The sequence below is a fragment of the Herbaspirillum sp. CF444 genome (assembly GCF_000282135.1).
Lineage (GTDB): Bacteria > Pseudomonadota > Gammaproteobacteria > Burkholderiales > Burkholderiaceae_D > Herbaspirillum.
In genome coordinates, this window is record NZ_AKJW01000027.1 from 20,439 (window position 1) to 42,441 (window position 22,003).

Genomic DNA, 22,003 nt, shown 5'->3' on the forward strand with positions numbered 1-22,003 from the left:
ATGCCGCACGCTCATAAACCGACCTGCAAAAACCGCGCGTCGCCAATGATGGCGGCAAGGCTGATTTCAATCCACTCCTGCTGGTTCCGATCGAGATAGCGCTTTCCCGTGCTGATTTCGGATGCGTCATCCATGCCATGCAGCAAGGTCATTTCCTGAATATGCCGCAAACCCAGCACGCGCGACACCATGAAACCACTGGTCCCCGACAGTACGGTGGAAACAACGATGACGCGACTCTCCTTACCCCATGCTTGCTGCTCGCCGCCCAGATATCTCTCCAGATCGACGACGCCAATCAGGTTGCCGCGCACGTTGGCCAGCCCCAGATACCAGTCCTTGGTCAGCGGCACCTTGGTCACCGGCATGAAGTTGGCGATCTCGCTTGCTTCACGCAGATCGAGCAGGCAATGCCGGTCACCCACGACAACGCCAAGGCGGCCGTCGCGCATGCCGGAACCATCGCGAGCGGCTTCCATGCGCTCCAGCAAGCGCGCCTGGAAGTCGCGCAGGCGACTGCTCTTCCATTGTTCCGGCGGCAAATTCGTTACCTCTTCTTGCGCCATCGCTCCTCTTCTTCCTGCTTCCGGCCGACTGTAGTCGCTCCTATTGCGCAAGGGCCGCAATCTTGGCCACCAACTCATCCGCGTTGACCGGCTTGACGATATAGTCGCACGCCCCCTGGCTCAAAGCCCAGATGCGGTCCGTCTCCTGCCCTTTGATGCTGCATATCATCACCGGAATGTGTTTCAGATCGGGATCGCGTGCAATCTGGCGTGTGATCTGAAATCCGTTTTTTCCCGGCATGACGATATCCATCAAGATCAATTGCGGCTCGGATAGTCGCATTTTATTGAGCGCCACATCGCCATCATCGGCCGTGTCGACCTCAAATCCTTTCTTGATCAGGATGTCCGCCAGCAGGTAGCGGTCCGTCGGTGAATCGTCGACGACAAGTATTTTCTTTATCCTCATCGAGCCATTGCTCCTTGCTTGAAAGTACGCTGATCAGGACTCAACGGCGGTAGGGCGACCCTTGGCATGAGTATTGACTGCCTCCAGCAACCTCTCTTCCGAAAACGGCTTGGTCATGAACGCGGTCGCACCGACGACTGCGGCGCGCGCCCGATCAAACAGACCGTCCTTGGACGATAGCATCACAACCGGAGTTGCATGAAATCTTGCATTTTTTTTAATTAACGCACAAGTCTGATAGCCATCCAGCGCCGGCATCAGGATGTCGCAAAAAACCAGGTCGGGATTGCTGTCGGCGATGACGGCGAGAGCGTCGAATCCATCAACGGCAAGAACCACCCGATGACCTGCCTGGCGAAGGAACAGATCGGCGGAACGCCGTATGGTGGCGCTGTCGTCAACGACAAGGATGGCGAGGGGGCCTTGCTGTGCGATATCGGACATTGATTCCCTCTGCGATGCCGACCGATAAAGGTCTGTGGGCCGACTATAACAAAACGGGAAGCAGGCCATAAACTGAACAGGCCCGCCTTCCACCCTTATTTGGCGGGAAAGCAGGCCTGGCGGCACGACAGGAATCCGTGGCTGGATTGATGGCGGATTTAGAGCGCAACCATCTCGAAATCTTCCTTGCGGGCGCCGCATTCAGGACAGGTCCAGTTGATGGGCACGTCTTCCCAGCGCGTGCCGGGAGCAATGCCTTCGTCCGGCAGGCCGGCCTCTTCGTCGTAGACCCAACCACAGATCAGGCACATCCAGGTCTTAAATTCTGTTTTGCTATCGCTCACGGCTGACTATCCCTCAAATCAATCAAGTAAAATGGTAAACCAGATATCTTAATCTACTCGTCGTGCAAAACCAAACTTCTCCCCTGATATTAACTTTTGGCGCAGCCGATCCTGTCGGTGCCACCGGCATCCAGGCCGATCTCGCCACCTTTGCCGCCATGGGCTGCCATGGCTTGTCCATCATCACGTCCCTGCTGGTCAGCGATACGGCGCGTATCGAGGATATCCAGGTGATCGACGTCGACTGGATGGCCGACCAGGCGCGCGTGATTCTCGAAGACATGCCGGTGGCGGCATTCAAGGTTGGCGCGGTGGGCAGCATCGAAAACATTTCCGCCATTGCCGAAATCGTCTCCGATTATCCCGACATCCCCCTGATTCTGGATCCTTTCATCACCGCCATGCCCGCACAGGATGGCGACGATGACGACAACCTGATCGCCATTCGCGAGCTGCTGATCCCGCAAACCACGCTGATGCTGGCCTCCGCGGTGGAGCTGAACCGCCTGGCGGAAACCTGGCGCGAACCGGTTCCCGGCGATGCCTTGCAGCTCGATGCCACGCGCATCATTGAAATGGGCTGCGAATATCTCTTCGTCACCGGCATGCCCGGCGAGATGCACGAGGTCGTCAATGCGTTGTTCGACGATACCGGCGTCATCCGCCGCGACAGCTGGCAACGCCTGCCGGGTTCGTTTACCGGCGCCGGCACGACCTTGTCCGCGGCCATCTGCGCGATGCTGGCCAATGGCCTGGAAATTCCGGAGGCCGTCTCCGAAGCCCAGGAATTCACCCTCGCCGCTCTTGCCCATGCGCAACGCCTGGGCATGGGCAAGCTGATTCCCGACCGCTACTTCTGGGCGCGCGAATCGGACGAAACCAACTGACACTTTTCCCACATTCCCGTATGAACCTGCAAAGCTCCGGCACCACCAACGAATCCCTGTTCGCGCGCGCTCAACAAACCACGCCCGGCGGCGTCAACTCGCCGGTACGCGCCTTCCGCTCGGTCGGCGGCACGCCGCGCTTCATCACCAGGGCGCAAGGCCCCTATTTCTGGGATGCCGAAGACCGTCGCTACATCGACTACATCGGTTCCTGGGGCCCGGCGATTGTCGGTCATGCCCATCCGAAAGTGGTGCAGGCGGTACAAGAAGCCGCCGCGCGCGGCCTGAGCTTCGGCGCGCCGACCGAAGGCGAGATCGAGATGGCCGAAGAGATTTGCAAACTGGTGCCGTCGATCGAGCAGGTGCGCCTGGTGTCCAGCGGCACCGAAGCGACCATGAGCGCCCTGCGCCTGGCGCGCGGCGCCACCAAACGCGACAAGATCGTCAAGTTCGAGGGTTGCTACCACGGTCACGCGGATTCCCTGTTGGTAAAAGCCGGCAGCGGCTTGTTGACGTTCGGCAATCCGACGTCCTCCGGCGTGCCGGAAGATTTCGTCAAGCACACGCTTGTGCTGGATTACAACAACACGCAACAACTGGAAGATGCCTTCGAGGCCGCCGGCAATGAAATCGCCTGTGTGATCGTCGAGCCGGTCGCCGGCAACATGAACCTGGTGCGTGCGACACCGGAATTCCTCCACACCATGCGCCGCCTCTGCACCAAGTACGGCGCCATCCTGATTTTCGATGAAGTCATGTCGGGCTTCCGCGTGGCCCTGGGCGGCGCGCAGTCGTTGTACGGCATCACTCCCGACCTGACCGCATTGGGCAAGGTCATCGGCGGCGGCTTGCCGGTTGCAGCCTTCGGCGGCCGCGCCGACATCATGAAGCACCTGGCGCCGCTGGGCGGCGTTTATCAGGCCGGCACGCTGTCCGGCAACCCGGTGACGGTCGCTGCCGGCCTGACAACGCTGCAGATCGTCCAGGAAGCCGATTTCTACACCCGGCTTGGTACGCAGACCCGCAAGCTCGCCGACGGCCTCTGCGAGGCTGCCAGGGCCGCCGGCGTGACGTTCTCGGCCGACACCGTGGGCGGCATGTTCGGCCTGTACTTCGCATCGACGGTGCCGGTCAGCTATGCCGAAGTCATGCAAGGCAACAAGGACAAATTCAACGTGTTCTTCCACGCCATGCTGGATGCCGGCGTTTATCTGGCGCCGTCGGCATTTGAGGCGGGATTTGTTTCGGCTCAGCATGACGATGCCGTGATTGAAGCGACCATTGCCGCTGCACGCACCGCTTTCGCTGCGATCAAATGACCAGGCAGGAAATGCGGAAAATAAAAAAGGACGCCTGAGCGTCCTTTTTTATGTCTGAAGAAACGGTTAAAACTGTTGTTTCCCGGTCAGATATCCTGGCGAATCAAGCCGAGAACGACGAACCGCAACCGCAAGTGGTCGTTGCGTTCGGATTCTTGATCACGAATTGCGCGCCTTCCAGGTCATCCTTGTAATCGATCTCCGCACCGACCAGGTACTGATAGCTCATCGAGTCGATCAGCAATTGCACGCCGTTCTTGGTCATGGTGGTGTCGTCTTCGTTGACGATTTCATCAAAGGTGAAACCATACTGGAAGCCCGAGCAGCCGCCGCCTTGCACGAACACGCGCAACTTCAGGTCGGGGTTGCCTTCTTCTTCGATCAGTTGCGCAACCTTGGCGGCGGCGCTGTCGGAAAAGATCATTGGCGATGGAATCGATGTTTCTGGAATTTCTGCAACGGCATTCATAGTAAGCTCCTGCTAATCAGCGGACAATGGAGTGATTATAAGGCTTATGGGAAATTCATGCATCGCCGCCGGCCGAAGCCGCCAGTTTGAGCACCGGCGCCTCTTCGGTCTGCCCGTGGCTGAGCTTGCCGGATACCAGCGCGCCGCCATGCATTTCCAGAGCCTTGTAGTAGACATCTCCAGTTATGCGGGCTTTCGGCTGTAATTCAAGGAGTTCGACCGAATGCACGTCGCCGATGATCTCCCCATTGACGATCAGGTGCACGGCGCGAATCTCGCCGACGATCTTGGCATGCTCGGAAATGACCAGCACGCTAGGCTGGCCCGCTTCGGCATTGATGTTGCCCTTGATATGGCCGTCAATACGCAGGCCGCCCTTGAAATGGACGTCGCCCTGGATACTGGTGGAAATGCCGATCAGGCTGTCGATGGTGCTTTTGGATTTACGTCCCAACATGATTCACCTCACAAATTCACGGATTGCTGAGCTCGCGTCTGGCCTCTTTCGAGAACGCGAGCCTGAATCGACTTGATGGTTGCACCTTCGGGAAGCGTCAAGACACCGTCGACCCGTTGATAGTACTTGAATGCGAGCTTATAGCGCGCGAGATCCGTGGCGTTTTGCTCGGGGAAGTTGATAATAACACTTTTGCCCCCCTGCAACACCGTAACGCTGAACTGCACATTCCCCACGAACTGCCGGCCTTTTTCACCCTGAATGGCGAGCAACTGGTAACGCACCTGGTTCGGCGCGACAATCTCGGCTTTCAAACGCTGTATGGTGACGCCATCGGCGCCCACATTGGTCGGGAGCAAGCTTTGGAAGAAAGAGAGATCTTCTTTCAGCTTAGCATTTTCCGCCTCGAGTGTCTTGATCTGCCCGGCCAGTTGCGCCTGCGCCGAACGCTCTATGTTGAGCTGGCTTTCCGCGGCATTGGCCGTGGTGGAAAACTGGTCGCGCTCGGCATTGAGCTTCTTGATCTGCTCCGACAAGGCATCGACCCGGTCGCGCATGCCATCGGGATTCAACCCCGAGAAATTGTTGCGCCCCAGATCGTAGGCCCACATGGCCATCGCGCCGCCCACGCCGATAACAACCGCCAGAATCAGTGCCCGCAGCGGCCACGGCATGTGGCGCTTGATCGTCATCTTCGGCGCTGAAATCGACATGCGCCGAACCCACAGCCTGTATTTCACGGTAAAACGGGGACGTGCAGCAGACCGGTGGTTTCTTCCAGTCCGAACATCAGGTTCATGCATTGCACCGCCTGGCCGGAAGCGCCCTTGACCAGATTGTCCTGCACCACCAGCACCACCACGGTGTCGCCGTTGTCCGGACGGTGCAAGGCGATGCGCAACATGTTGGAGGCGCGCGTGGTGCGTGTTTCCGGGTGCGAACCGAACGGCATGACGTCGACGAAAGGCTCATTCTTGTAGGCGTCCTCGAACAAGGCTTGCAAGGCGGCGTTGTCGATTTCCCTGGTCAGGCGCGCATACAGCGTGGAATGCATGCCACGGATCATCGGCACCAGATGCGGCGTGAACAGCAGGCCGACTTTGTCGTCGGTCAGCTTGCCCAATTGCTCCAGGGTTTCCGGCGAGTGGCGATGGCCCGACACGCCGTAGGCTTTGAAGTTGTCCGAGGCTTCCGAAAACAGGGTAGCGATTTCCGCCTTGCGTCCGGCGCCCGACACACCCGATTTGCAATCGGCGATGAGATGCGACGCATCGATCACGCCGGCCTTCAGCAGCGGCGCGTAACCCAACTGCATGGTGGTCGGATAGCAACCTGGATTGCCGATGAGGCGCGCCTTCCTGATGTTTTCGCGATTGAGCTCCGGCAGGCCGTAAGCAGCTTCCTTCAGCAGCTCCGGGCAGCTGTGCGGCATCTTGTACCACTTCTCGAACGCAGCAATGTCTTGCAGACGGAAGTCCGCCGCCAGGTCGATGACCTTGACGCCGGCAGCCAGCAGCTCTGGTGCCTGCGCCATGGCGACACCGTGCGGCGTGGCAAAGAAAACCACGTCGCAATCGTTCAGCCGGGCATTGTCAGGAGAAGAAAAAGCGATATCGACGCGGCCGCGCAGCGACGGATACATGTCGGCAACCGGCATGCCGTCTTCTTTGCGCGACGTCACTGCCTGCAATTGCACCTGCGGGTGCATGGCGAACAAGCGCAGCAACTCCACGCCTGTGTATCCTGTGCCGCCGACGATACCTACCTTGATCATGTGTTTTCCTTGCTGAAAGAGCGTGCCCGAGAGCGTTTTATTTTAACAGGAGAATATTTCTGCCACATTACCCCAAACTGCTTCGATTCAAAGCGCGAATAAGGCGGAAAAATAACGTTGATACCGAAATGGAACCGAGGCTGACGACACTGCAGCCGCCCCTTCCTGAGCCACGCAAACACGGCCCGCAAAATGCAAAAAGCCGCCAAGCTTGTCGCTAGCGGCTTTTCGTTGTGCTGAAACAGCACGCGTCGTGATTAACGCTTCGAGAATTGCTTTGCGCGACGTGCTTTGCGCAGACCAACCTTCTTACGTTCGACTTCACGTGCATCACGAGTAACGAAGCCTGCCTTGGACAGTTCCGACTTCAGTGTTGCATCGTAGTCGATCAGAGCGCGGGTGATGCCGTGACGAACAGCACCAGCCTGGCCGGATTCACCGCCGCCGTGGACGTTGACCATGATGTCGAAGCGCTCGACGTTGTTGGTCAGCTCCAGTGGTTGACGAATCACCATCAGACCGGTTTCGCGCGAAAAATATTCATTCGCTGGCTTGCCGTTGACGACGATCTTGCCCGAGCCGGACTTGATGAAAACGCGAGCCACTGCACTCTTGCGACGGCCGGTTCCGTAATTGTAGTTACCGATCATGTCTATTCCTTAGAGTTCGAGTGCTTTGGGTTGCTGAGCAGCGTGCGGATGGTTGCCATCTGCATAAACCTTCAGCTTCTTGATCATCGCGTAGCCGAGCGGGCCCTTGGGCAGCATGCCCTTGACCGCTTTTTCCAGCGCGCGACCTGGAAAACGCTGTTGCATTTTCAGGAAATTGGTTTCGTAGATGCCGCCTGGGTAGCCGCTGTGACGGTAGTACGTCTTTTCAGTTGCTTTGGTGCCAGTGACACGCAGTTTGCCGGCATTGATCACGACGATGAAATCGCCCGTGTCGACGTGCGGAGTAAATTCTGGTTTGTGCTTGCCGCGCAGTCGGAGTGCCACTTCGCTGGCAACACGTCCGAGGACTTTGTCCGTCGCGTCAATCACGAACCACTCGCGCTTTACCTCATGGGCTTTAGCGGAAAAGGTTTTCATGATGACTTCCTAATGTAATTAAATAAACGCTCAATTTGGCGGTTCTGCGGCTACCGAAACGATGCTGATCCTATGCTTCGTATTCGTCATACCAACGCAGACTCTTCCTTGTTGTCTTTCCCAGAGCGCACGGAAAGCCGAGAATTATAGCCTTTTCAAGGACTTAGCGTCAAACCCTTTATTGGCCTGGCCTTGTACCGTGGACTTTTCAGCACATTCGTCTATGAGGAGGCTCGCAGGACGCCGGGCCGTTACGGACAAAAAAAACCCGAAACGAGGGTTTCGGGTTTAAATCCACACCAAAGGAGGAGGGTGGAGGAGACAAGGTTTGATTGCGTCGAAACGTCAATCAGTGAATCCAATATAGCAAACAGAATTGTGCAGCGCAAGATTTAATTTCTCCTCTATGAGTCAATTAAAAGTTAAATAAAAGTAAGTCTTTTTGCTGCTTTGCAATATGCATTTTTTTGCCTATTTACTCTACCCCGGCCCTATCCGCTCCAGACCGGATTTCCCGAAAAAGTTACAATAGCCGCCTCCCTCTAATTACCCTGCGAGAACGCACATGGAATGCACAGTACGCTGGACCGGTCTTTCCGGCATGACCTTCTTGGCTGAAACCGGCTCAGGCCACGTGGTGGCGATGGACGGCGCCCCGGACGGCGGCGGCCGCAACCTGGCGCCGCGCCCGATGGAAGTGGTGCTGCTCGGCACCGGCGGCTGCACGGCTTACGACGTGGTGGTGATTTTGCGCAAAAGCGGCCAGGATATTCGCGGCTGCGAAGTGACGCTGAAGTCGGAACGCGCGGAACAGGATCCCAAGGTCTTCACCAAGATCCACTTTCATTTCACGGTGCGCGGCCGCAACCTGAAGCCGAATGTTGTCGAGCGCGCCATCAAGTTGTCGCATGACAAATATTGTTCGGCATCCATCATGCTGGAAAAGACTGCGGAAATGACACACTCTTTCGAGATCGTCGACGACCTCAGCGACGAAGTGCAGGCCCAGACGCAACAGTAAACGTCCCCCATCTCTCTCCGTTTGCAGCGGAACCGGGGATACAAAATAAAACAGGGCTTTGCGCCCTGTTTTTCATATGCGGTAAGCCACCGTGGTCATGACTCTGGACATCATTTTCATCACGCCCCGAATCGGCGCCGGCATCTCAGCCGCACCAAGGGCTTTCGCCGCTGCGCCGTGCGCCGCTTCATCCTTGCGCATCTGATCGACGATGGCGCGCGATTTGGCATCTTGCGGCGGCAGTTTTTCCAGATGGCTGATCAGGTGCAACTCCACCTGACGCTCGGTTTCGGCAACGAAACCCAGATTGCGCGCATCGCCCACGCGCGCGGCGATAGTGCCGAGCACATACGAACCGGCGTACCACAAGGGATTGAGCAGACTGGTATGCGAACCGAGCTCGCGCAAACGCTCGGCGGTCCACGCCAGATGGTCTTCTTCCTCGATGCCGGCATGGGCGAATTGCTGCTTCAACGCCTGTGCCTGGGCAAAACGCCCCTGCGCGTCGTACAAAGCCTGTGCGCACACTTCGCCGACGTGGTTGACCCGCATCAGGCCGGCGCTGTGCAACTTCTCTTCGTCGCTCATCGCGGCGTCGCCGACATGGGCTGCCGGGTTCGGACGCGATGACGCCACCACGCCGCTGACCACGCGCAAAGCCTTGTCCAGATCAGTAATCAGTCGATCGACGAATTGCATGGATAGGCATCCCCGTAAAAATTAATCGCTGCCGAGCAAACTCGCTCAGGCCATCTTCCAATTCATGGTTTCGCCGCCGTTCAGCGGCACGACGGTCGCGTCGCCCATCGGCAGCTCCGCCGGGATCGTCCAGCTTTCGCGACGCAAAGTAACCGTACCTTCGTTGCGCGGCAAATCGTAGAAGGCCGGACCGTTGAAGCTGGCGAAGGCTTCGAGCTTGTCCAGCGCGCCGGCCTGATCGAAAGCTTGCGCGTACAGCTCCAGCGCATGCAGCGCGGTATAGCAGCCGGCGCAACCGCAGGCATGCTCTTTCAGGCCCTTGGCGTGCGGCGCCGAATCGGTGCCGAGGAAGAACTTGTCGCTGCCGGAAATCGCCGCGGCGACCAGCGCCTGGCGATGCGTCTCGCGCTTCAGCACAGGCAGGCAGTAGTAATGAGGACGGATGCCGCCCTTGAAAATTTCATTGCGGTTGTACAGCAGGTGATGCGCGGTGATCGTCGCCGCCGTCGGTCCTGCCGACGCCATGACGTAGTCGGCGGCATCCTTGGTGGTGATGTGCTCGAAGACCACCTTCAGTTCCGGCATGTCTTTGCGCAGCGGCGTCATGACGCGATCGATGAAAACGGCTTCGCGATCGAAAATGTCGATCGCCGGGTCGGTGACTTCGCCATGGACCAGAAAAGGCATGCCGACTTCCTGCAGTACTTCCAGCGTCTTGTAGCACTTGCGCAGATCGGTGACGCCGGCGTCGGAATTGGTGGTGGCGCCGGCCGGATACAGCTTGACTGCCTTGACGAAGCCGCTTGCCTTGGCCTTGCGGATTTCTTCCGGCGGCGTGTTGTCGGTCAGGTAGAGCACCATCAGCGGCTCGAATTGCACGCCGGCCGGCAGCGCGGCAAGGATGCGGCCGCGGTAGGCGCCGGCCTGCTCCGTCGTCGTGACCGGCGGCTTCAGGTTCGGCATGATGATCGCGCGCGCGAATTGATGAGCGGTGTGCGGCAATACGCTTGCCAGTGTCGCGCCGTCGCGCAAATGCAAATGCCAGTCGTCCGGACGGGTAATGGTCACTACGTCGCTCATCGCTCTTCTCTTCCCTCAAAATCGGTGCTCGTGCCGGGTGCACGAAATCCCGCTATTTTACCGCAAGGGCTGCCGCGCCCGAATTGCGGCAGCTCAAACATCTGCCCGCGAATGCGGCCCTGAAAACAAAAACCGCCGCGGCCTGAACCGGGCGGTTTTCGTCGAAAGACTGGATTTACCGGTTCAAAACGCAGACAACGCGCTCCGATCCGGCAGATTCGGCGTCTTAGTGCGTGATGATCTTGGCCAGGAAGTCGCGCGCGCGTTCCGAGCGCGGCGAACCGAAGAAGTCTTCCTTCTTGCAGTCTTCCACCACCAGACCTTTGTCCATGAAGATGACGCGATTGGCGACCTTGCGCGCAAAGCCCATTTCGTGGGTCACGACCATCATGGTCATGCCTTCTTGCGCCAGGCCGACCATGACGTCCAGCACTTCATTGATCATTTCCGGATCGAGCGCCGAGGTCGGTTCGTCGAACAACATCGCGATCGGGTCCATCGACAGCGCGCGGGCAATCGCCACACGTTGCTGCTGGCCGCCGGACAGCTGCCCCGGGAATTTATCCTTTTGTGCGATCAGGCCGACGCGGTCCAGATACTTCAGGCCCTTTTCGGTCGCTTCGTCAACGCTGCGACCCAGCACTTTAACCTGGCCGATGGTCAGGTTTTCGCGGATCGACAGATGCGGGAACAGTTCGAAGTTCTGGAACACCATGCCGATGCGCGCGCGCAGTTTCGACAGGTTGGTCTTCGGATCGCCGACGGACACGCCGTCAACCGTGATCGTGCCCTTCTGGAACGGCTCCAGGCCGTTGACGGTCTTGATCAGCGTCGACTTGCCCGAACCCGAAGGACCGCAGACCACGACCACATCGCCCTTGGCGACGCTGGTGGTGCAATCGGTCAGAACCTGGAAGCTGCCGTACCACTTGCTGACGTTATTGAGTTCAATCATTTATTTCTCCTAATTCCTGAATACGGTATCGGCCGGCCACGCTTTGGATGGCCGGCGTGTGTCGGTTAGCGAATGATGGCGATCTTGTGCTGGAAGCGCTTCACGGTTTGCGACAGCACGAAGCTGAGCACAAAGTAGACCACGGCGACGAACAGGTACATTTCCACCAGACGGCCGTCGCGCTGAGCGATCTTGGATGCGCTGGTCACGAAGTCCGGCACCGAGCCCAGCACGTACACCAGCGACACGTCCTGGAACAGCACGATGGTTTGCGTCAGCAAGATCGGCGTCACGTTGCGGAAAGCCTGCGGCAGCACCACGTTGCCCATCATCTGCCAGTAGTTCATGCCGATGGCGTAGCCTGCAAACACCTGGCCGCGCGGGATCGACTGAATGCCCGAACGCATGATTTCGCAGTAATACGCCGCTTCAAACAGAATGAAGGTAATCAGCGCCGATTGGAACGCGCCGACCTGGATCGGTTCGCTGGCGCCGATCACCCAGGCGCCGATGAACGGCACCAGGAAGTAGAACCAGAAAATCACCAGCACCAACGGCACCGAACGGATCAGGTTGACGTAGGTCGTTGCAACGAAGGACAGCGGCTTGTTGCTGGACAGGCGCATCATCGCCAGCAGGGTGCCGAGGATGATGCCGCCGACCATTGCGGAAACGGTCAGCACCAGCGTGAACTTCAGGCCGGTCGTGATCAGATAGAACCACGAACGCTGAATGATATCGAAGTCGAAATTGGAAAACATAGTTTAATGGCCTCCCGTACTGGAACTGCCGGTCGTGATGTAACCTGGCACGGCGGTAACTTTTTCCAGGATGCGCGCCAGCAGCAGCGCAATGACGGAAATGATGATGTAAATGATGGTGGCGCCGGTGAGCGATTCGAAGGTCTGGAACGTGAATTCGCGCATCGAGTAAGTCGCCGCCGTCAGCTCCACCAGGCCGATGGTCAAGGCCACCGAGCTGTTCTTGATGATCGCGGCAAACTCGTTGGTCAGCGCCGGAATGATGATCCGGAAAGCCATCGGCAACAGCACGTAGCGGTAAGTCTGCACGGGCGTCAGACCCAGTGCGGCGCCGGCCATGCGCTGACCGCGCGGCAAGGCGTTGATCCCGGTGCTCACCTGCACCGCGACCCGCGACGAGGTAAAGAAACCCAGCGCCAGGAAGGCAGTGATGAAAGATGCTTCCGGCAGGCTCTTGAGCCAGTCGCCCACTGCAGCGGGAACCAGTTCCGGCATCACGAAGTACCAGAGGAACATCTGGACCAGCAATGGAATATTGCGGAACAGCTCAACGTAGCCGTTGGCGATGCGAACGGCCCACGGCTTCTGGGTCGTGCGGATGGTGCCGATGATCGTGCCGAGAATCAGCGCCATGATCCAGGCCAGTACGGCCGTGGCGATGGTCCATTTCAGGCCGTTCATTAATGTATCGATGTAGGGAATGCCATCGGGAGACTGCTCCCAGAATATGCCCCAGTTCCAGTTGTAATGCATAGATGCCCTCGTCTTCTCGTCTCGACTCGTTTGCGATCAGGAATAGCGTATTGCCACGATATTCCCAGGCGGCCTGCACCGGATTTACGGGGAAGTAAAAAACGGTTTTCTGAGCAGGTCTTGCTTTCTTCGCCAACTTAAACAAAACGGGGGACAACTCCCCCGTTTCGCTTTTCATGCTACACAGCAATGAAATACTGTGTTTTCAGCCATTTCTTCGACTTATTTCTTCTTCGAAGATTGCTTTTGCGCTTCCGGCACGGCTGCGTAAGCAGACGGTTCGCCGGAATCGGTAGGCTTGGCGAAGACGGCTTGCAGCTGCGGGCTCATCGGCACGTTCAGGTTGACACCCTTCGGCGGGATAGGCGACTGGAACCACTTGGCATAGATCTTCTTGATGTCGTCGCCCTTGTAGACGTTGATCATCGCATCGTCGACAACCTTCTTGAAGGCGGTGTCGCCCAATGGCAGGATCAGGCCGTATGGCTCAACCGACAGCGCTTCGCTGGAAACGACGTAATCGCCAGGCGCCTTGGAGTTGGCAGCCAGCGAAGACAACAGAATATCGTCCATCACGAACGCGACTGCACGGCCGGTTTCAACCATCAGGAAAGCTTCGGCGTGGTCCTTGGCGGCCAGGATGTTCATACCCAGGTTGCGCTCGGTGTTCAGCGTAGTGATTTGCTTCAGGTTGGATGTACCGGAAGTCGACACGATGGTCTTGCCCTTCAGGTCGTCCAGAGTCTTCAGATTGGCGGCCTTCTTCGACAGGAAGCGGTTGGCGGTAACGAACTCGGTCACGGCGAAAGCAACTTGCTTCTGACGTTCCATGTTGTTGGTCGCCGAATCGCAAGAGATGTCGGTAGTGCCGTTGGCGATCAGTGGAATACGGGTTGCCGAAGTCACAGGAACCATCTTCACGTTCAGCGAAGTCAGGCCCAGTTTCTTCTGGATCGCTGTTGCCGCCTTCAGGCACAGGTCGATCGAATAACCTTGGTACGATTGCTTGTCATCGAGGTAGGAAAACGGGATCGAAGCATCGCGCACGCCCAGTGTCAGCGTGCCGGTTTCTTTGATCTTCTTCAGACGACCGGTGAATTCTTCCGCATGGACCGAACCCATCAACACACTTGCCCCAACCAATACCCCTGCTAGCTTTAATAACTTCATGTGACCTCCTGGAAAAATTTTTACGTAGTGTACCAAAAGCCATTCTTCAAAAATAGCCTTCATTCCTGAAAAGAGGCTATTTCGCCTTTAAATTACCTTAGTTTTCAAAAACCTTCCTGCGCTGCAGGATGCGGTCCAAAAAACCGTCATCTCACGCGGAAATCCCGCCAAATTCACTCATCCGCGACTTTATCGGTCGGGTAACGCAAGGTATCGCGCAACAGATATCCCATCGGCATGTTCATCGCCGGGATCGTTGCACTGATCGGCTTCATGAACCAGCGGTCGTAAATCCTGAAAATCTCGCCCGAGCGGATAATCTTCACCATCTGCAAATCCACGTACCGCTTGAATTCCGGATCGCCCTTGCGCATCATGATCCCGTAAGGCTCCAGCGACAGCGAATCGCCGACCACCATGTAGCGTTCCGGATGCGGCACCGACAACAGATAGCGGCGCAACAATACGTCTTCCATCACGAAGGCGTCCGCCTGACCTTTTTCCACGCTGTTGAAGGCCTCTTCGTTGTAGGTCACTTCCACGATCCTGATGCCGAGAGAGCGAACCTTGCTGCGCTCTTCAATCTGCTTCACCATCGGCGTGTTGCGCGGCACCACCACGGCCCTGCCGCGCAGGTCTTCCCAATTGCGAATCCCCGAGTTGGCTTTCACCAGCATGCGCACCGATGCGAAGAAATGCGGCACGGTAAATGTTTCAATCTTGCGGCGCTCTGCATTGTTCGTCGACGTGCTGCATTCCAGATCGGCCTTGTTCTGATCCAGTGCGATAAAACGCGTCACCGTATCGACTTCCATGAACTGAACCTGCATCTGCGGCAATTTAAAATCCTTGCGCATCTCTTCCGCGATTCTTCGGCACAGTTCGATGGTATATCCCGTCACCTGCTTGTCGTCGCCTACAAACGCAAACGGCATCGTCCCGTTCAGGTAAGCGATCACCAGCGTGTTCGTGCGTTTGATCTTGTCGAGCGTTCCTTCCGCATGTACCTGCAATGACATGCAGATACCCAACGCAGCCACTGCCCAACGACACCATGCCTGCCTGACCGGTCTCTTCGCCATTCGCGACTCGCTTGCCGGCCTTGCGACCGGAGAAGTTTATTGAGCAAGTATCATGCCAGAAAATCAAACAGGCAATCCTGCAATCAAGGGCATAATTCGCGGCCTTATCCGGTCGTTCATGCATAAAGCGAGTGCGTGCGACGGCGCTGGCTACGCAGCCGGATACGATTTTCAAGAAGAATATTTTTTGCCGCCTTCGAGAAGCATTGCAGCAAGCGCCAATGCGCTCGCGCCGGCGACGCAATGGTCGTCGGCATGTTTCGAATGTTGGGCGTGGACGTCTCCTCCTTACGCACAAATCAAACGGTCACGGCGTGGACAAAAAATGCGATCAAAACGCACGCGCGCTTTTCGCATTTTCCATCACAGGCCGACACAGGCACGCCTGCAATCGCCGCTTACTCTTTTTCTATTTTCGGCAGCAGGAATGTTGATTTTATTGTTTTCCCTGCCGCCGTTTGTTTCACCTGCCTGTTTCACCTGCCTGTTGTTACCTGCTTGCCGCCGGCAGCATCAAGGATACAAACCGCGCATTTCACGCGCTTGCAGCACGCGCGTACATGCGACGATGAATGCCGCCGTGCGCAAGGACACCTTCTTTTCCTCGGCCAATTGCCACACCGCCGCGAAGGCTTCGCGCATGATGCGCGTGAGGCGCAGATTGATTTCGTCTTCGGTCCAGAAGAAGCTCGAAAAGTCTTGCACCCATTCAAAGTAACTCACCGTCACGCCGCCGGCATTGGCAATCACGTCAGGCACGATCAACACGCCTTTGTCGGCCAGGATATCATCGGCGGCCGGCGACGTCGGACCATTCGCGCCTTCGAGAATGATCTTCGCCCGGATCGACGAAGCATTGTTCACCGTGATTTGCTGTTCGAGTGCAGCAGGCACCAGAATGTCGCAATCGGTTGCCCAAAACTGGGCGCGGTCCTTGACTTCATCCGCGCCCGGGAAACCTGCAACGCTGCCGTGTTGCGCAACATAAGCGTGCAGCGCCGGCACATCCAGACCGCTGGCGCGCACGACCGTCGTGATGTGGTCTTGCACCGCGACGACCTTGGCTCCCGCTTCTGCGAACAGACGCGCAGCGATGCCGCCGACGTTGCCGAAACCTTGCACCGCGACGCGTGCATCCTTGATGTCCAGGTGGCGTTTTGCCGCCGCTTCGCAACCGACCACAAACACGCCGCGGCCGGTCGCTTCATGACGACCGAGACTGCCGCCGAGCGAGATCGGCTTGCCGGTCACCACGCCCGATGCCGTGCTGCCCTGATTCATGGAATAGGTATCCATCATCCAGGCCATGATCTGCGAATCGGTATTGACGTCCGGCGCAGGGATATCCTTGTTGGGTCCGATGATGATGCCGATTTCACTGGTGTAACGGCGCGTCATGCGCTGCAATTCACCGCGCGACAAGGTCTTGGGATCCACGCGGATGCCGCCCTTGGCGCCGCCGTAAGGCACGTTCACCGCTGCGTTCTTGACCGTCATCCAGGCCGACAACGCCATCACTTCGGACAGCGTCACGTCCTGGTGGAAACGCACGCCGCCCTTGCCCGGGCCGCGCGAAGTATTATGCTGCACGCGATAGCCTTCGAAGTGGGCAATGGTGCCGTCGTCGCGCTCGATAGGCACGTCGACGATCAGCATGCGCTTCGGGCGCTTCAGGGTTTCCACCCAGCGCGCCAGCGAGCCGAGGTAAGGGGTAACGCGGTCGATTTGTTCGAGATAATCACCCCATGGGCCGATGCCATGCGGAGTAAGGTAGGAAGGTACTTCGTGCTGCTTGACTGGTTCGTTCGACATGATGCAATCGCTCCTTGATGTTGCCACGCTTTAGCCATGCTGGCCGAGGCTGCTGCAAAATTAATCAAACCGCGAAACTCAGGGTTACGCCATCCTACTCCTTCCGGAGTCGGAGTTGTCGCGCGATGTTGCTTAATTTTTCAACCGCCGGCGAGGAGAAAGCCTCGCCAGGCGCGTGGACGCATCTGCACAGGAAAACCGTGCAAACCCGACTCCAGGGCACGCCATCGACAGCGACGCCATCGTAGGGCAATGCAACGCAGCAAAGCTAATGCTTTGTGCGCATGCAACTATGCAATCCATGCATAACCATCAAAGAGCCCACGTATTACGCGCCTTTCGGAGGTTTTTTTGCCCGTGCAGCCGCATTCTTCCGACCTTCTTCGAGCTCCTGGAGGTAATCCCACAGGCGCGCGACGATGACTTTCCCGCTGCGTTGCGGCGTCGGCCGTTCGCGGTACAAGCGGATTTCCATCTCGACTTCCCAATCGCCGTGGGCGCCGTCGGTACGCGCGAGCTGCTTGTTGCGCACCTCGCGGATGACGGACGACTCCGGCAGGAAGGCGACGCCGTGCCCCTCCAGCGCCATCATCTTGAGACTTTCCGACATATCGGTCTCGTAGTGCTTTTCCAGATGCAGCGGCTTCTTGGCATCGGTCAGGATCAGCTCGACCATGCGCCCCAGATAGGCATTCGGCGTGTATGACAGGAACGGCAGCGGCGCCTTGGCGCTGCCGGGGAAAACGTAGTCCGGCTTGCCGGTGCGGTCGCAACGCGCATACGGACGCACGCTTTCGCGCCCCATGGTCAGCATGTCGTAACGACTGGAGTCGAGCTGTACCGGCTGGCGCGGATGGTGGTAGCACAGCAGCAGATCGCAGCCGCCCTCGACGATGGTCATCACGGCGTCATGCACGTTGAGTGCAATCAGGCGCGTATTGAGCGCACCGAAACCCGACTCCAGCGACCCCAGCCATTTGGGGAAATACGTCAGCGACAGCGTATGCGGCACCGCGAAATCGACCGTGGTCTGCGCCGCCGGCCTTTTGCCGCGCAGCATGGCGCGCGTATTGTTGATCTGCCCGAGCATTTCCACCGCCTGCTCGTAGAACACCTCGCCCGCCGCCGTCAGCCGCGTCGGATACGAGGTGCGATCGATCAGATCGGACCCCAGCCACGCTTCCAGCGATTGTATGCGCCGCGAAAAAGCCGGCTGCGTCACGTGTCGCAATTCGGCCGAGCGGCTGAAACTGCGCGTCTCAGCCAGGGAAATGAAATCTTCCAGCCACTTGGTTTCCATTCGTTCCGTCCCGCCTCAGGAGAGCATGATGCCAACGATGCTTCGATTTGTTTTATAGTCTATGCCAGTTGCAGCGATGGCGATGGCTCGGACGCGCCTTCGTCCTCATCATCGTCTTTGGCTTGCTGTCTCGCCCACATCTGCGCATACGCGCCGCCCGACGCCAGCAATTGCGTATGCGTGCCGCGCTCGATGATGCGACCATGCTCCAGCACCAGGATCTGATGCGCATCGACGATGGTCGATAAGCGATGCGCAATGACCAGCGTGGTGCGATTCTGCGCGATTTCGCTCAATTGTTCCTGGATCGCCTGCTCCGATTTGGAATCGAGCGCCGAAGTCGCTTCGTCGAAAATCAGCACAGCCGGATTTTTCAGCAAGGTGCGCGCGATCGCCACGCGCTGCTTTTCGCCTCCCGACAATTTCAGGCCGCGCTCGCCCACCGTCGTCGCATAACCGTCCGGCAGCGACTCGATGAAATCATGCACGTAGGCAGCCTTGGCGGCGGCAATGATTTCTTCCTTGCTGCTGCCGGGCTTGCCGTAGGCGATGTTGTATTCGATCGTGTCGTTGAACAGCACGGTGTCCTGCGGCACGATGCCTATGGCCTGACGCAGCGACGATTGCGTCACCTTGCGCAGATCCTGGCCGTCGATGGTGATGCTGCCGGCGTCGACGTCATAGAAGCGATACAGCAATCGCGACAGGGTCGACTTGCCTGAACCGCTGTGACCGACCACCGCCGTCGTGGTCCCGGCGGCGATCTCAAAATCGACGCCGAACAGGATCTGACGCTTGCTCTCGTAGCTGAAATCGATGTTCTTGAAACGCACTGCCGCGCCGTCCGTGACGAGCGGTTTGGCGTCGGATGTATCGGCGATTTCCTTGTTCTGCTCCAGCAGCGAAAACAAACGCTCCATGTCGGCCAGGCTCTGCTTGATCTCGCGATAGATCACGCCAAGGAAATTCAGCGGAATATACAACTGGATCATGAAGGCATTGACCAGCACCAGGTCGCCCAGGCTCATCTTGCCGCTGATCACGCCCTGCGTCGCGCGCCACAAGATCAGCGTCACCGCGATCGCGATGATCGCCGACTGCCCCGAGTTCAGCAACGACAGCGACGATTGCGATTTGATGGCGGCCGTTTCGTAACGCTGCAAACCTTCGTCGTAACGGCGCGCTTCGAAATCTTCGTTGCTGAAATATTTCACCGTCTCGTAGTTGAGCAGCGAATCGATCGCCTTGGAATTGGCCCGCGAATCGAGATCGTTCATCGTGCGACGGAAGTGCGTGCGCCACTCCGTCACCGTGATCGTGAAGAGGATATACAGCACCAGCGCGCCGCCCGTGATGACCGTGAACCAGATCTCGTAGTGCAGCACCAGATACACCATCACCAGCGCGATTTCGATCAGCGTCGGCAAGATGCTGAACAACGCATACGACACCAGCGTCGACACGCCGCGCGTACCGCGCTCGATGTCGCGCGTCATGCCGCCGGTCTGGCGGTTCAGGTGGAAGCGCAGCGACAAAGAGTGCAGATGACGAAACACCTGCAACGCAATCGTACGCACCGCGCGCTGCGTCACCTTCGCGAACACGAACTCGCGCAACTCGGTGAAGACCGTGGTCGCCAGACGCAGCGCGCCGTAAGCCACCAGCAAGGACAGCGGCAACACCAGCAAGGCTTGCGGATTGTTGGGACTGATGGTCATGCGATCGATCAGTTGCTTGAGCAGCAACGGCACCCCGATATTGGTCAGCTTGGCGCCGACCAGAAAACCCAGCGCCAGCAGCACGCGCCATTTGTAGGTCCAGAGATAGGGCAGCAGCGTGCCCAGCGTTTGCCAATCGCTGTGTGCAGGAACAGAAGCACCGCGCTCAGCTTGCGGCGCGGAAGATGGCGGATATCGACGCATGAAAGAATTGACCGAAAAAATTTGTGCTTTTGTTTTACGGAGGAGCCGACGCAGACGCTGCGACTCCTATAAACTAGGGGATTGGGGTCCGATGACGGCCCCCGGGCTTTGCCCTCCCGAACTTCCGCATTATAAGAGTCCGCAGGACTTCACGCTTTTAAAAGGAATCCAATGACAAGCCAGCATAACACCTCGCTGCCGGTAGGAAAGATGCCTCAGTTGCGCGTCATGCCGATGCCGGCCGACGCCAACGTCTACGGCGACGTCTTCGGCGGCTGGATCATGGCGCAGGTCGACATCGCCGGTTCCCTGCCCGCCACCAGGCGCGCCAACGGCCGCGTCGCCACCATTGCGGTCAACTCCTTCTTGTTCAAACATCCGGTCTTCGTCGGCGATCTGCTATCGTTTTACGCCGATATCGTCAAAGTCGGCAATACCTCGATCACCGTCAACGTCGAAGTCTATGCGGAGCGCAATCGCCTCCAGACCGAGATCGTCAAGGTCACCGAAGCCACCCTGACCTACGTCGCCACCGACGAACACCGCCAGCCGCGCGCCCTGCCGCCGCTGGCGCCGGGCGACAGCTCCCCCATCTCCAGCGGACTCCAGGACCTGGGCGGCGGCTGGAGCGCGGCATGATTTTCAATTGATTTTCCGGGACAGGCCTGCCCGCCGCGGACCTGTCTTTCCATCAACTGCCAAGACATTTCCATGACCTCCATTTCCGCACGTCCCGATGTCCTCATCGCCGCCAGCCTTCCCCCGCACCTGAGCCAACGCCTGCACGACCATTTCAATTGCCATGACATCAACACGCTGAGCGAAGAAGCGTTGACCGCCATCGCACCGTCCATCCGCGCCATCTCGTCCAAAGGCGAAACCAAAGTCACGCGCGACTTCATCGCCCGCTTTCCATCGCTGGAAGTCATCTCCGTCTTCGGCGTCGGCTATGACGGCGTCGATGCCGTCGCCGCGCGCGAGCGCGGCATCGAAGTCACCAACACACCCGACGTGCTGACCGACGACGTCGCCGATTTCGCCATGACGCTGCTGCTGTCCACGGCACGCCAGGTGGTCCATGCCGACCGCTTCGCCCGTAGCGGCGAGTGGAAAAAAGGCCCGCACGCACTGACCACCAAGGTCACCGGTTCGCGCCTGGGCATCGTCGGCCTGGGCCGCATCGGCAAGGCCATCGCCAAACGCGCCGAAGCCTTCGACATGACGATTGCCTATCACAATCGCTCGCCGCAAAGCGACGTCGGCTACCGCTATGTCGCCGATCTGAAGACGCTGGCGTCCGAAGTCGATTTCCTGGTCCTGTCGATGCCGGGCGGCGCCGGTACGCGCGCATTGATCAATGCCGAGATCCTCGAAGCGCTCGGTCCCAAGGGTTTCCTGATCAACGTCGCGCGCGGCTCGGTGGTCGACGAGACGGCACTGATCAAGGCGCTGCAGGAAGGCAAGATCGCCGGCGCCGGTCTCGACGTGTTCGAGAACGAACCGAACGTGCCGGAAGCGCTCGCCAGGCTCGACAATGTCACGCTGACGCCGCACATGGCCAGCGGCACCGTGATCACGCGCACCGCGATGGCGGATCTGGCATTCGACAACCTGCAGGCGCATTTCAGCGGCAAACCCCTGCTGACGCCGGTGCCTCGCTAAGCAGCAAAACCATGCGCGCCGCCATGAGC

The 22,003-nt window shown here is 58.4% G+C and carries 25 protein-coding genes; 5 read left to right on the plus strand and 20 right to left on the minus strand.

What is annotated here, in order from left to right:
- Window positions 1-11: 11 nt before the first annotated feature.
- The 4 genes from PMI16_RS07075 to PMI16_RS07090 all read right to left on the minus strand — a co-directional run bounded on the left by PMI16_RS07075 (window position 12) and on the right by PMI16_RS07090 (window position 1,730).
- Window positions 12-566: a chemotaxis protein CheW gene (locus PMI16_RS07075; RefSeq protein WP_007877907.1), complete on the minus strand. Its 555-nt coding sequence runs from the start codon at window positions 564-566 to the stop codon at window positions 12-14.
- Between the two features lie 40 nt (window positions 567-606).
- Window positions 607-975 (minus strand): response regulator transcription factor, encoded by a 369-nt coding sequence (locus PMI16_RS07080; RefSeq protein WP_007877909.1) that lies wholly within the window; start codon window positions 973-975, stop codon window positions 607-609.
- A gap of 33 nt (window positions 976-1,008) precedes the next feature.
- A complete protein-coding gene (locus PMI16_RS07085) occupies window positions 1,009-1,419 on the minus strand; it encodes a response regulator (RefSeq protein ID WP_007877910.1) in 411 nt (136 codons plus the stop codon).
- 158 nt (window positions 1,420-1,577) lie between these two features.
- Entirely contained in the window at window positions 1,578-1,730 is a 153-nt protein-coding gene (locus PMI16_RS07090; protein ID WP_034379480.1) for a rubredoxin, read from the minus strand.
- 95 nt (window positions 1,731-1,825) lie between these two features.
- Here PMI16_RS07090 and thiD point away from each other — a divergent pair, with 95 nt between their 5' ends.
- Window positions 1,826-2,650, plus strand: a complete 825-nt coding sequence (gene thiD / locus PMI16_RS07095; RefSeq protein WP_007877912.1) for a bifunctional hydroxymethylpyrimidine kinase/phosphomethylpyrimidine kinase — start codon at window positions 1,826-1,828, stop codon at window positions 2,648-2,650.
- 20 nt (window positions 2,651-2,670) lie between these two features.
- Entirely contained in the window at window positions 2,671-3,969 is a 1,299-nt protein-coding gene (gene hemL / locus PMI16_RS07100) for a glutamate-1-semialdehyde 2,1-aminomutase (RefSeq protein ID WP_007877913.1), read from the plus strand.
- A 103-nt stretch (window positions 3,970-4,072) separates the two neighbouring features.
- Here the strand turns inward: hemL and erpA are convergent, their stop codons facing one another.
- From erpA to rplM, 6 genes are all read right to left on the minus strand, one after another.
- Window positions 4,073-4,438: an iron-sulfur cluster insertion protein ErpA gene (erpA, locus tag PMI16_RS07105; protein ID WP_007877914.1), complete on the minus strand. Its 366-nt coding sequence runs from the start codon at window positions 4,436-4,438 to the stop codon at window positions 4,073-4,075.
- Between the two features lie 55 nt (window positions 4,439-4,493).
- Window positions 4,494-4,895, minus strand: a complete 402-nt coding sequence (locus PMI16_RS07110; protein WP_007877923.1) for a bactofilin family protein — start codon at window positions 4,893-4,895, stop codon at window positions 4,494-4,496.
- An 8-nt stretch (window positions 4,896-4,903) separates the two neighbouring features.
- The gene (locus tag PMI16_RS07115; protein ID WP_007877925.1) at window positions 4,904-5,608 is read right to left on the minus strand and encodes a DUF6776 family protein; all 705 of its coding nucleotides are present in this window, start codon (window positions 5,606-5,608) and stop codon (window positions 4,904-4,906) included.
- A gap of 23 nt (window positions 5,609-5,631) precedes the next feature.
- Window positions 5,632-6,669, minus strand: a complete 1,038-nt coding sequence (gene argC / locus PMI16_RS07120) for an N-acetyl-gamma-glutamyl-phosphate reductase (RefSeq protein ID WP_007877929.1) — start codon at window positions 6,667-6,669, stop codon at window positions 5,632-5,634.
- A 257-nt stretch (window positions 6,670-6,926) separates the two neighbouring features.
- Window positions 6,927-7,319 (minus strand): 30S ribosomal protein S9, encoded by a 393-nt coding sequence (gene rpsI / locus PMI16_RS07125; RefSeq protein ID WP_007877930.1) that lies wholly within the window; start codon window positions 7,317-7,319, stop codon window positions 6,927-6,929.
- 9 nt (window positions 7,320-7,328) lie between these two features.
- Window positions 7,329-7,757, minus strand: coding sequence for a 50S ribosomal protein L13 (gene rplM, locus PMI16_RS07130; RefSeq protein WP_007877931.1), 429 nt, complete (start codon window positions 7,755-7,757; stop codon window positions 7,329-7,331).
- Window positions 7,758-8,322: 565 nt separating this feature from the next.
- Between rplM and PMI16_RS07135 the strand changes: the two genes are divergently transcribed.
- Window positions 8,323-8,778 carry an OsmC family protein gene (locus tag PMI16_RS07135; protein ID WP_007877935.1) on the plus strand — a complete coding sequence of 152 codons (456 nt, stop codon included), beginning with the start codon at window positions 8,323-8,325 and terminating at the stop codon, window positions 8,776-8,778.
- 72 nt (window positions 8,779-8,850) lie between these two features.
- On the opposite strand, the gene coq7 is transcribed toward PMI16_RS07135, so the two are convergent.
- The 10 genes from coq7 to PMI16_RS07185 all read right to left on the minus strand — a co-directional run bounded on the left by coq7 (window position 8,851) and on the right by PMI16_RS07185 (window position 20,312).
- Window positions 8,851-9,477: a 2-polyprenyl-3-methyl-6-methoxy-1,4-benzoquinone monooxygenase gene (coq7, locus tag PMI16_RS07140; protein WP_007877942.1), complete on the minus strand. Its 627-nt coding sequence runs from the start codon at window positions 9,475-9,477 to the stop codon at window positions 8,851-8,853.
- A 45-nt stretch (window positions 9,478-9,522) separates the two neighbouring features.
- Complete coding sequence (gene pyrC, locus PMI16_RS07145; RefSeq protein ID WP_007877943.1) at window positions 9,523-10,557, minus strand: dihydroorotase; 1,035 nt, start codon at window positions 10,555-10,557, stop codon at window positions 9,523-9,525.
- Window positions 10,558-10,783: 226 nt separating this feature from the next.
- Entirely contained in the window at window positions 10,784-11,512 is a 729-nt protein-coding gene (locus PMI16_RS07150) for an amino acid ABC transporter ATP-binding protein (RefSeq protein WP_007877944.1), read from the minus strand.
- 65 nt (window positions 11,513-11,577) lie between these two features.
- Window positions 11,578-12,273 (minus strand): amino acid ABC transporter permease, encoded by a 696-nt coding sequence (locus PMI16_RS07155; protein WP_007877945.1) that lies wholly within the window; start codon window positions 12,271-12,273, stop codon window positions 11,578-11,580.
- 3 nt (window positions 12,274-12,276) lie between these two features.
- A complete protein-coding gene (locus tag PMI16_RS07160) occupies window positions 12,277-13,026 on the minus strand; it encodes an amino acid ABC transporter permease (RefSeq protein WP_007877947.1) in 750 nt (249 codons plus the stop codon).
- Between the two features lie 222 nt (window positions 13,027-13,248).
- Entirely contained in the window at window positions 13,249-14,196 is a 948-nt protein-coding gene (locus PMI16_RS07165; protein WP_007877948.1) for an amino acid ABC transporter substrate-binding protein, read from the minus strand.
- Window positions 14,197-14,369: 173 nt separating this feature from the next.
- Complete coding sequence (locus PMI16_RS07170; protein ID WP_237719806.1) at window positions 14,370-15,215, minus strand: amino acid ABC transporter substrate-binding protein; 846 nt, start codon at window positions 15,213-15,215, stop codon at window positions 14,370-14,372.
- Window positions 15,216-15,791: 576 nt separating this feature from the next.
- Window positions 15,792-17,090 (minus strand): Glu/Leu/Phe/Val family dehydrogenase, encoded by a 1,299-nt coding sequence (locus PMI16_RS07175; protein ID WP_007877950.1) that lies wholly within the window; start codon window positions 17,088-17,090, stop codon window positions 15,792-15,794.
- A 328-nt stretch (window positions 17,091-17,418) separates the two neighbouring features.
- Window positions 17,419-18,390, minus strand: a complete 972-nt coding sequence (locus PMI16_RS07180) for a LysR family transcriptional regulator (protein WP_007877952.1) — start codon at window positions 18,388-18,390, stop codon at window positions 17,419-17,421.
- A 59-nt stretch (window positions 18,391-18,449) separates the two neighbouring features.
- Window positions 18,450-20,312, minus strand: a complete 1,863-nt coding sequence (locus PMI16_RS07185) for an ABCB family ABC transporter ATP-binding protein/permease (protein ID WP_007877954.1) — start codon at window positions 20,310-20,312, stop codon at window positions 18,450-18,452.
- A gap of 171 nt (window positions 20,313-20,483) precedes the next feature.
- Here PMI16_RS07185 and PMI16_RS07190 point away from each other — a divergent pair, with 171 nt between their 5' ends.
- Window positions 20,484-20,951 carry an acyl-CoA thioesterase gene (locus tag PMI16_RS07190; protein ID WP_007877956.1) on the plus strand — a complete coding sequence of 156 codons (468 nt, stop codon included), beginning with the start codon at window positions 20,484-20,486 and terminating at the stop codon, window positions 20,949-20,951.
- A 72-nt stretch (window positions 20,952-21,023) separates the two neighbouring features.
- The gene (locus PMI16_RS07195) at window positions 21,024-21,974 is read left to right on the plus strand and encodes a 2-hydroxyacid dehydrogenase (protein WP_007877958.1); all 951 of its coding nucleotides are present in this window, start codon (window positions 21,024-21,026) and stop codon (window positions 21,972-21,974) included.
- Window positions 21,975-22,003 lie beyond the last annotated feature (29 nt).

Excerpts from the sequence above, each read along its gene's own strand:
- PMI16_RS07115 (WP_007877925.1), bottom strand. The coding sequence starts at position 5,608 with ATGTCGATTTCAGCGCCGAAGATGACGATCAAGCGCCACATGCCGTGG.
- PMI16_RS07185 (WP_007877954.1), bottom strand. The coding sequence starts at position 20,312 with ATGCGTCGATATCCGCCATCTTCCGCGCCGCAAGCTGAGCGCGGTGCT.
- rpsI (WP_007877930.1), bottom strand. The coding sequence starts at position 7,319 with ATGATCGGTAACTACAATTACGGAACCGGCCGTCGCAAGAGTGCAGTG.
- rplM (WP_007877931.1), bottom strand. The coding sequence starts at position 7,757 with ATGAAAACCTTTTCCGCTAAAGCCCATGAGGTAAAGCGCGAGTGGTTC.
- pyrC (WP_007877943.1), bottom strand. The coding sequence starts at position 10,557 with ATGAGCGACGTAGTGACCATTACCCGTCCGGACGACTGGCATTTGCAT.
- PMI16_RS07195 (WP_007877958.1), top strand. The coding sequence starts at position 21,024 with ATGACCTCCATTTCCGCACGTCCCGATGTCCTCATCGCCGCCAGCCTT.
- PMI16_RS07135 (WP_007877935.1), top strand. The coding sequence starts at position 8,323 with ATGGAATGCACAGTACGCTGGACCGGTCTTTCCGGCATGACCTTCTTG.
- PMI16_RS07170 (WP_237719806.1), bottom strand. The coding sequence starts at position 15,215 with ATGTCATTGCAGGTACATGCGGAAGGAACGCTCGACAAGATCAAACGC.
- PMI16_RS07150 (WP_007877944.1), bottom strand. The coding sequence starts at position 11,512 with ATGATTGAACTCAATAACGTCAGCAAGTGGTACGGCAGCTTCCAGGTT.
- PMI16_RS07110 (WP_007877923.1), bottom strand. The coding sequence starts at position 4,895 with ATGTTGGGACGTAAATCCAAAAGCACCATCGACAGCCTGATCGGCATT.
- coq7 (WP_007877942.1), bottom strand. The coding sequence starts at position 9,477 with ATGCAATTCGTCGATCGACTGATTACTGATCTGGACAAGGCTTTGCGC.
- PMI16_RS07180 (WP_007877952.1), bottom strand. The coding sequence starts at position 18,390 with ATGGAAACCAAGTGGCTGGAAGATTTCATTTCCCTGGCTGAGACGCGC.
- PMI16_RS07165 (WP_007877948.1), bottom strand. The coding sequence starts at position 14,196 with ATGAAGTTATTAAAGCTAGCAGGGGTATTGGTTGGGGCAAGTGTGTTG.
- hemL (WP_007877913.1), top strand. The coding sequence starts at position 2,671 with ATGAACCTGCAAAGCTCCGGCACCACCAACGAATCCCTGTTCGCGCGC.
- PMI16_RS07155 (WP_007877945.1), bottom strand. The coding sequence starts at position 12,273 with ATGTTTTCCAATTTCGACTTCGATATCATTCAGCGTTCGTGGTTCTAT.
- PMI16_RS07080 (WP_007877909.1), bottom strand. The coding sequence starts at position 975 with ATGAGGATAAAGAAAATACTTGTCGTCGACGATTCACCGACGGACCGC.
- PMI16_RS07175 (WP_007877950.1), bottom strand. The coding sequence starts at position 17,090 with ATGTCGAACGAACCAGTCAAGCAGCACGAAGTACCTTCCTACCTTACT.
- PMI16_RS07085 (WP_007877910.1), bottom strand. The coding sequence starts at position 1,419 with ATGTCCGATATCGCACAGCAAGGCCCCCTCGCCATCCTTGTCGTTGAC.
- PMI16_RS07075 (WP_007877907.1), bottom strand. The coding sequence starts at position 566 with ATGGCGCAAGAAGAGGTAACGAATTTGCCGCCGGAACAATGGAAGAGC.
- PMI16_RS07190 (WP_007877956.1), top strand. The coding sequence starts at position 20,484 with ATGACAAGCCAGCATAACACCTCGCTGCCGGTAGGAAAGATGCCTCAG.
- argC (WP_007877929.1), bottom strand. The coding sequence starts at position 6,669 with ATGATCAAGGTAGGTATCGTCGGCGGCACAGGATACACAGGCGTGGAG.
- PMI16_RS07160 (WP_007877947.1), bottom strand. The coding sequence starts at position 13,026 with ATGCATTACAACTGGAACTGGGGCATATTCTGGGAGCAGTCTCCCGAT.
- PMI16_RS07090 (WP_034379480.1), bottom strand. The coding sequence starts at position 1,730 with ATGTGCCTGATCTGTGGTTGGGTCTACGACGAAGAGGCCGGCCTGCCG.
- erpA (WP_007877914.1), bottom strand. The coding sequence starts at position 4,438 with ATGAATGCCGTTGCAGAAATTCCAGAAACATCGATTCCATCGCCAATG.